Here is a 7,299-nt window from a genome sequence, read left to right as displayed (position 1 = left end):
CGAAACCTACGCCGAGGTCGTCGACATGGAGCACAAACGGATAATTGGTGCGGTCATGGCCGCCGAGGTGCTCTATGCCTTCCATCGCTGTACTGCTTGCGTCGCCTTCGTGGCTGTAGCGGTAATTGAGCAAGCTGGTGAACAGCGGCAGGTTCGCCGGCTGGCCGCTGCAACGCTGGGCCAGGGTCAGCGACGCGTGTTCGTGCTGCAGCAGTTCGATCAGCGCGGCATGCGTCTGCTTCAGCCCCTGTTCGACGCTGAGCTGGTCCAGCCGCACCCGCAGCGGCAAGGTATTGAGGAACATGCCCATGGCGTGTGCCGCTCCGGCGCCGCCTTGCAGGCGGCCAAACAGCACGGTGCCGAACACCACGTCGTCGCGTCCGGTGAAACACGCCAGTGCCCTGGCCCAGGCCAGATGAAACAGGCTGGCGCAGCTCACGCCCCTGGCCTGCGCCTGTTGCCGCAAACGCTGCGCCAAAGCCGGCTCCAGGCGCGACCTGGCTTGCCGCACCTGGCTGCCGTCGCCCTGGACGTCGAGCAGGCCGAACGGCGCCGTAGGCTGATCGACATCGCCCAGCACCCGGCGGAAATAGGTTTCATGTTCGGCCGATCCCATTCCTAGCCGCGCCTGCGCCACGAAACGACGGAACGGCACGGGAACCGCCAGCTCGGCCTGCCGGCCCTGCAGGATCAGCATGATTTCCTGCACCAGCAGCTGCGATGCAGTGTGGTCCAGCACCAGGTGATGGTGCAGCAGCTGCAGCAGCCAGGATTGCGTTGCACCATCGGGCATTGCATAAGCGCGCAGCATCGGCGCCTGGCGCACGTCGAGGCGGACACGGCGCGGATCGGCATGCGCCTGCAGCTGGCTCATGGCGTCGCCGGCATTGGCATCATGGACTAGCGCCTGGATTGCAAGGCTGGCCTGGCGCCGGACCAGCTGGACCGGCTCCTTCAAGCCTTCCCAATGCACCGCGGTGCGCAAGATGTCGTGGCGGGCGATGACCTGGTTGAGCGCCTGCACGAAGCGGTCCAGCCGTTGCCTGCTATCGAAGCGCAGCAGAGTAGGCAGTACATAAGCGTCGCTATCGCTTTGCAGGCGGTGATGGAAGAGTATGCCTTCCTGCAGCGGCGCCAGCGGGTAGATATCCTGGATATTGGCTGTGCCGCCGGGCGTGGCTTGCGCCAGCGCTGCGATTTGCGCCGGCCCCAGTTCAAGCAGCGGCAGCATGGCGGGAGTGATGAGCTGCGTCCCTTCGGGAATGGAGTAACCAACCGTATCCGCAGCGGCGCGTTGCTGCAGCAGCGCGATGAGATCGCTCTTGTGGCTGCGCAGCGAAGCGATCAGGTCGCGGTCGGCCAGCAGTTTCTGGTCGCCGACCACCGACAGCTTGTCGCCGTCGACCCGCAAGGCGATGCCGATGGCGTCCAGTGTATCCAGCAAATCTCGCGCGCTCATAGCACGATCTCCTCGAGTTGAATGGTGGCGCTGGCCAGGTGGGCCAGGGTCGGCGCGTTGAAGATCATCTGCACATCGACCTGGAGCTGCTTTTCGCTCATGTTGTGGATCAGCTGGATCGCCAGCGCCGAGTGGCCGCCAAGTTCGAAGAAGTTGTCGTGGCGCCCGACCCGCTCGACCCCGAGCAGCTCGCCCCAGATCGCCGCCAGCGCCTGTTCTGTCGGACCGGCAGGCGCTTCGTAGCCCTGCTGCGCCGCGCCCTGCCCGTCCGGCGCCGGCAAGGCCTGGCGGTCGAGCTTGCCGTTGGCGGTCAGCGGCAGCGCCGCCAGGGTCACGTAGACTGCCGGCAGCATGTAGTCCGGCAGCTGCTGGCTCAGTTGCGCGCGCAGCTCGCCCGGATCGAGAATCTCCATGCCAGGATCCGGCACCACGTACGCTACCAGTCGTTGATCGCCGGTGGTGTCCTCGCGCGCCGCCACGGTTGCCTCGCGCACGCCGGGCAGCAGCGTCAGCCTGGCCTCGATCTCGCCCAGTTCGATGCGGAAGCCGCGGATCTTGACCTGGAAGTCGTTGCGGCCCAGGTATTCGATCGTGCCGTCCTGGCGCCAGCGGCCCAGGTCGCCAGTCTTGTACATACGCGCCGCGGCCGCAGCTGCGAACGGATCGTGGAGGAACCGTTCCGCCGTCAATTCCGGCCGGTGCAGATAACCGCGTGCGACGCCGGCGCCGCCGATGTAAATTTCGCCGGCCACGCCCAGCGGCACCGGCTGACGGTGCGCATCCAGCAGGTAGATGCGGGCGTTCGGCATCACGCTGCCGATCTGCGGAATGTCGCCAGCGACCGGTCCGCAAGCCGCGTCGACGCTGCATTCGGTCGGACCGTACATATTGAAGAAGCTGGTGTTCTCGACCGCGACCAGGGTGCGCCAGGTCGCTGCATCGATCGCTTCGCCGCCCAGCAGCAGCTTGCGCAGCGTATGTCCTCGTGCCTGTGGAAAACCCGCAGCGAGCATCATGCGCAGCTGCGACGGCGTGCACTCCATGGCGTCGATAGCGTGTTTTTCGATGAAGCCGAGCATTGCGTCCGCGCTGAGGCGGGTGTTTTCCGGAACCAGGAAAACCGTGCGCCCCATGGTCAGCTGGCCCCAGGCTTTGACCGCCATGTCGAAGCCGAAAGATGAATTCCAGGCAATGCGGCGGCAATCGGGCTGCAAGCCGTGGATGCGTTCTTCCAGTCCGCGCAGGAAGGTCAGCACGTTGCGGTGCTCGACCATCACGCCTTTGGGTGTGCCGGTAGAGCCAGAAGTGTAGATGACATAAGCAAGGTGCGAGGCGTCCAGGCCAGCCGCACCGGGATCGGGATTGTGTATCGGCGCCGCGGCCCAGGGCGATTGCTGCCACGGCGTGCCGTCCAGCACCAGCGCCGTGCACCCTTGCGGCAGGCGCAGCCTGTCATGCAGCCGCGCCTGGGTCAGCAGCACGACCGGCGCGCTGTCTTCCAGCATGTGCGCCAGGCGTTGGTCGGGATGGATCGGGTCCAGCGGCACATAAGCGCCGCCGGCCTTCAGCGTGGCGATCAGCGCCACCGCCAGGTCCAGGCCGCGTTCCAGGCACAAGGCGACGCGATCGTCGGGCCGCACGCCCAGGCTGCGCAGGTGGTGCGCCAGCTGGTTGGCACGGCGGTTCAGTTCGCCATAGCTCAGTTGCCCGTCTTCGTATACCAGCGCTATCGCTTCGGGATGTTCGGCCGCCTGCTGTTCAAACAAGGCATGCACCAGTGTGCCAGCGGGATAGGCGCGCCGCTTGTCGTTGAATGTGTGCAGCAGCCGGCTGCGCTCGGCGTCGCCGAGCAACGGAATCTGGCCGACCAGCTGCCTGTCGTCGGAGGCCATGGCGCGCAGCATCGCCTGCAGGTAACCCCAGTGGCGCTGCACCGTGGCCTGGTCGAACAAAGCAGTGGCGTAATTGAACTGGCCGACGATGCGATTGCCGGCTTCTTCCAGGTCCAATGACAGGTCGAATTGCGCGCTGCCGGCGCCGCTGCCGACGCTTTCGAAGCTCAATCCTTCCAGCTCAAGGCGTGTCTCTGGCGTGTTCTGCCATGCCAGCCGGACCTGGTAAATCGGGTTGTAGGCCATCGACCGCACCGGATTGATCGCTTCCACTACCTGTTCGAACGGCAGGTCGCGATGGTTTTGCGCCTGCAGGGAAACCTGCCTGGCCTGTGCCAGCAGTTGACGCACATCGGATTGCTGGTCGAGCTTGAAGCTGAGCGCCTGGGTGTTGACGAAAAAGCCGATCAAAGATTCCAGCTCGGCGCGGTTGCGGCCGGCCACGGAACTGCCGATCACCACCTGCGCCTGTCCGCTGAGCCGCGCCAGCACCACTGCCCAGGCCGCCAGCACTGTCATGTACAGGGTGGCGCCATGGCGCTGGGCAAGCATTTTCAGGTCGCGGCTGAGTTTTTCGTCCAGCGCCACGTCTATCGACGCGCCGCGATAGTCCTGGATATCCGGCCGCGGCCGGTCCGTCGGCAGGCTGATCAGCCCGGGAGCGCCGTGCAGCTGCCCGGTCCAGTATTGCAGCTGTTGCTGCAGCAGCGGGCCTTGCAGCCACTGCCGTTGCCATACCGCGTAGTCGGCATACTGGATTGCCAGCGGCGGCAGCGGATCCGCTTCGCCATGGCGCATGGCCCGGTACAGTGAAGAAAATTCCCGCGCCAGCACGCTGAGGGACCAGCCATCGGAAATGATATGGTGCATGGTCAGCAGCAGCACATGATCGTCGTCGCCCAGGCGCAGCAGGCGGCCGCGGATCAGCGGACCGCGCGCCAGGTCAAACGGCTCGACCGCTTCCTGCCGGTAAACCCGCTTCAGTTCATCGGCGCCGGCGCCTGTAAAATCCCTGTGCGCAAGGGGAAAGCCGCGCGGTTCATCGATCACCTGGCATGGCTGTCCATCGACACTGACGAAGCGGGTCCGCAGTATGTCGTGCCGTTCGACGATGCGATCCATGGCTGCCTGCAACGCCTTCTGGTCGAGCGCGCCGCGCAGCCGCAGGGCGCCGGGGATATGGTAGGCGGAACCCGCCTGCGCATCGATCTGCGTGACGTACCACAAGCGCTGCTGGGCATGGGACAGCGGCAAAGGCCTGGAACGATCCGCCGCTGTGATGGCGCTCAAGGTGCTCTGCCCCGCTGCGGCGACATCACGCGCCAGTTCAGCCAGTTGCGGATGCGTAAACAGCGCGGCCAGCGGCAGTTCAATGCCCAGGCGCTGGCGCAATTGTGAGATCAGGCGCACCGCCAGCAGCGAATGGCCGCCCAGCTCAAAAAAACTGTCCTGGCGGCCGACCCTTTCAACGCCAAGCAGGCCAGACCAGATTTGCGCCAGCACCTGCTCTGTCTCGCCCGACGGCTCCTCGTAGACACGCCGGATGAAGGCCTCGCCCTCCGGCATCGGCAGCGCCCTGCGGTCCAGCTTGCCGTTCGGCGTCAGCGGCAAAACCTCCAGCGCCACATAAGCCGCCGGCAGCATATAGTCCGGCAACTGCGCGCTCAACAAGGTTCGCAGCTGGGCCGGGTCCGGCCGCGATGCGCCTGTGTCGGCGACCAGGTAAGCCACCAGGCGCTGCTCGCCCGGCTTGTCCTCGCGGGCGATCACCACCGCTTCGCGTATGCCGGCGATGCGCGACAGTTGCGCTTCGATCTCGCCCAGTTCGATACGGAAGCCGCGGATCTTCACCTGGAAATCGTCGCGGCCGAGGAATTCGATGCTGCCGTCTCCGCGCCAGCGGCCCAGGTCGCCGGTCTTGTACATGCGCGCTGCCGGCTTGCCCGCGAACGGATCGCGGACGAAACGTTCATTGGTCAGTTGTGGACGATGCAAGTACCCCCGTGCGACGCCGGCGCCGCCGATGCAGATTTCACCGGCTACGCCCATGGGCGCTGGCTGGCCGTGGGCGTCCAGCAGATAGATGCGGACGCCGGCAAGCGGCCGTCCGATATTGGCGACGCCGTCCTGTGGCCCGCACCGCGCGACAGTCGCATTGATCGTGGTTTCCGTCGGTCCGTAGGCATTGTTCAGCGCCGGACGATGGCCGCTACGCTGCCACCATGCCTCGATTGCGGCCGCGCTTACGGCATCGCCGCCGATGACAATCTGGCGCAGTTGCGGCGGGATGGCGACATCTGCTTCCTGCGCCAGGCGCTGCCAGAACAATGTCGGCAGGTTGGCGATGGTCAGCCTGTGGTCAGCGCATAGCCGGCACCAGCGCTGCGGATCGGTGATCCAGGCATCGCTGCGCAAGACCAGCGTGGCGCCATGCAACAAGGCGCCGAAGATTTCTTCCGCGGCGACATCGAAGCTCAGTGCGGAAAATTGCAGCACCCGGTCTTCCGGCTGGAATGCATAGAGGCCGTTCAGGACCGCCGCCTGATGGCTGAGCTGGCGATGTTCCACCATCACGCCCTTGGGTATGCCGGTGGAGCCGGAAGTGTAGATAACGTATGCCAGGTGCGCAGGCTCCAGTCCGATCGCGGCAGGATCGGGATTGTGCGTGGGGCATGCGGCCCAGGGCGATTGTTCCCATGGCGTTTCGTCTATCGCCACGGCTGCCTTTCCAGGCGGCAGCCGTCCGAGCAGGCTTGCCTGGGTCAGCAGCACGGCCGGCGCGCTGTCTTCCAACATCTGGGCCAGGCGCTGGCGGGGATGGATCGGGTCCAGCGGCACATAGGCGCCGCCGGCCTTCAGGGTGGCGATCACCGCAACTACCATGTCGATGCCGCGTTCCAGGCACAGAGCAATACGGTCGTCGGGCCGCACACCGAGCTGACGCAGGTAATGCGCCAATTGATTGGCGCGCCGGTTGAGCGCCACATAGCTCAGCTGTCGTCCCTCATGTTCCAGCGCCACCGCCTCTGGACGCCCGGCTACTTGCTGTTCGAACAGTGCATGCACCAGGGCGCCGGTGGAATAGTCGAGATCGGAATTGTTGAAATCATGCAGCAGCTGCGTGCGTTCGGCGTCGCCGAGCAATGCAATCCGGCCGACAGCCTGCCCGTCGTCCGCGACCATGCCGCGCAGCATCGCCTGCAGGTAGTCCCAGTGGCGGTGCACCGTGGCCGGATCGAACAAGGCAGTTGCGTAGTTCAGCTTGCCGGCGATATGCCCGCCGACCTCTTCCAGGTCCAGCGCCAGGTCGAATTGCGCGCTGCCAGGCAGGCTGTCCACGCGCTCCACCGACAGGTCCGCCAGGGCAAGCTTCACCGGTGGCGTGTTATGCCAGGTCAGCATCAACTGGAACAGCGGATGGTGGGCCATCGAACGTGTCGGATTGAGGGCCTCCACGACCTGTTCGAACGGCACGTCCTGCAACTGCTGCGCCTGCAACGCCGTTTTCCTGGCCTGCGCCAGCAATTCTTTAACGCTGGGCGCTTCGTCCAGGTCGAACTTGAGCGCTTGCGTATTGATGAAAAACCCGATCAGCGGCTCCACCTCGGCCCGATTGCGGCCGGCATGGGAACTGCCGATCACAACCTGCGACTGTCCGCTCAGCCGCGCCACCAGGGCCGCCCAGGCCGCCAGCACAATCATGTACAAGGTTGCGCCATGCCTGCGGCCGAGTTCTTTTAACGCCTGGCTCAGTCCGGCATCCAGGGCAACCTCGATGCTGGCGCCCTGGTAGTCCTGCAGCGCCGGCCGCGGACGATCCGTGGGCAAGTTGACCAGTTCGGGGGCGCCGCGCAGTTGTTTTACTATTGCGCCAAGCTGCTGTTGCAGCAGCGGCCCTTGCAGCCACTGGCGCTGCCAGGCCGCATGGTCGGCATACTGGATCGCCAG

2 protein-coding genes are annotated in these 7,299 nt (G+C 65.4%); both read right to left on the bottom strand.

Annotation, left to right across the window (positions count from 1 at the left end; all coding sequences use genetic code 11):
- On the bottom strand, positions 1–1,459 hold a 1,459-nt coding region (locus JWQ61_RS13820; protein WP_304361031.1), incomplete at its 3' end, for a condensation domain-containing protein.
- Positions 1,456–7,299, bottom strand: a 5,844-nt coding sequence (locus tag JWQ61_RS13815; RefSeq protein WP_304361030.1) for a non-ribosomal peptide synthetase, incomplete at its 5' end; no start/stop codon positions are given. The genes JWQ61_RS13820 and JWQ61_RS13815, both read right to left, overlap by 4 nt.

The sequence above is a fragment of the Collimonas fungivorans genome, assembly GCF_028292705.1.
In the GTDB taxonomy this organism is placed as follows: domain Bacteria; phylum Pseudomonadota; class Gammaproteobacteria; order Burkholderiales; family Burkholderiaceae_D; genus Collimonas; species Collimonas fungivorans_B.
Note: the sequence above shows the minus strand (reverse complement) of the source record. Positions and strands in the feature narration are given on the sequence as shown.